Source organism: Streptomyces sp. NPDC031274 (assembly GCF_055570235.1).
Map to the genome: position 1 here is coordinate 1 of NZ_JBVIHP010000519.1, position 1,010 is coordinate 1,010.

Here is a 1,010-nt window from a genome sequence, read left to right on the forward strand (position 1 = left end):
TGAACACCCCGCCGTATTCCCGGATCTGCGATTGAAGTTCGCCCCACGAACTATTATTGTTCGTGGGACGAACTACTTTCCTCTTTCGAGATTCTGGGAGTGAGCAGACATGACCAGTACCGTCGCGGTCATCGGTGGAGGCTACGGAGGGTCCGCCGTGGCCAAGGCCCTGGATGCCGACACCGACGTAGTGCTCATCGAGCCCAAGGACGCGTTCGTGCACGCGGCGGGAGCGCTGCGGGCCCTGGTCCGGCCGGACTGGGCGGCCAACATGTTCTTCCCGTACGACAAGCTGCTGCGGCGCGGCAAGGTGGTGCGCGAGCGCGCGGCAGCGGTGGACGCGGGGGGCGTCACGCTGGCCTCGGGCGCACGCGTCGACGCCGATTACGTGGTCCTGGCCTCGGGCTCCGGCTACCCCTTCCCCGCCAAGACGGACACCGACGTGACCAGCGAGGCGCTGGAGAGGCTGCGCGCCACGCACGGTGAACTCGACCGGGCGGAGAGCGTGTTGCTGGTCGGCGCCGGTCCGGTCGGTCTTGAGCTCGCCGGTGAGATAAAGGCGGTCTGGCCGGACAAGCACGTGACGGTGGTCGACCCGGCCGAGGAACTGATGCCGGGCTTTCTGCCCGAGGTGCGCGAGGAACTGCACCGCCAGCTGGACGAGTTGGGCGTGGACGTGCGGCTCGGCACCGGCCTGGCGGAGGAGCCGCCGAGCGAGCCGGGTGAGACGAAGACGTTCACGGTGGGGACGACGGCCGGCGGAGGGGAAGTCACCGCCGACATCTGGTTCCGCTGCTACGGCGTACAAGTCAGCGGCGACTACCTCGGCGAGGACCTTGCCGCCGCCCGCACCCCGCGGGGCGTGCGCGTGACCGAGGCGCTCAACGTCCAGGGCCACAGCCACATTTACGCGCTCGGTGACCTCGCCGACCTGGCCGAGGCGAAGATGGCGGGGAACGCGATGAAGCACGCCGAGGTGGTCGCGGCGAACATCATCGCCCAGGTGCGGG

Annotated in this window: 1 protein-coding gene; it reads left to right on the plus strand. The window is 68.9% G+C overall.

The features are described 5' to 3' along the window. Positions 1 to 109: 109 nt before the first annotated feature. Positions 110 to 1,010, plus strand: a 901-nt coding sequence (locus ACZ5CR_RS47640; protein WP_468870334.1) for an NAD(P)/FAD-dependent oxidoreductase, incomplete at its 3' end; no start/stop codon positions are given.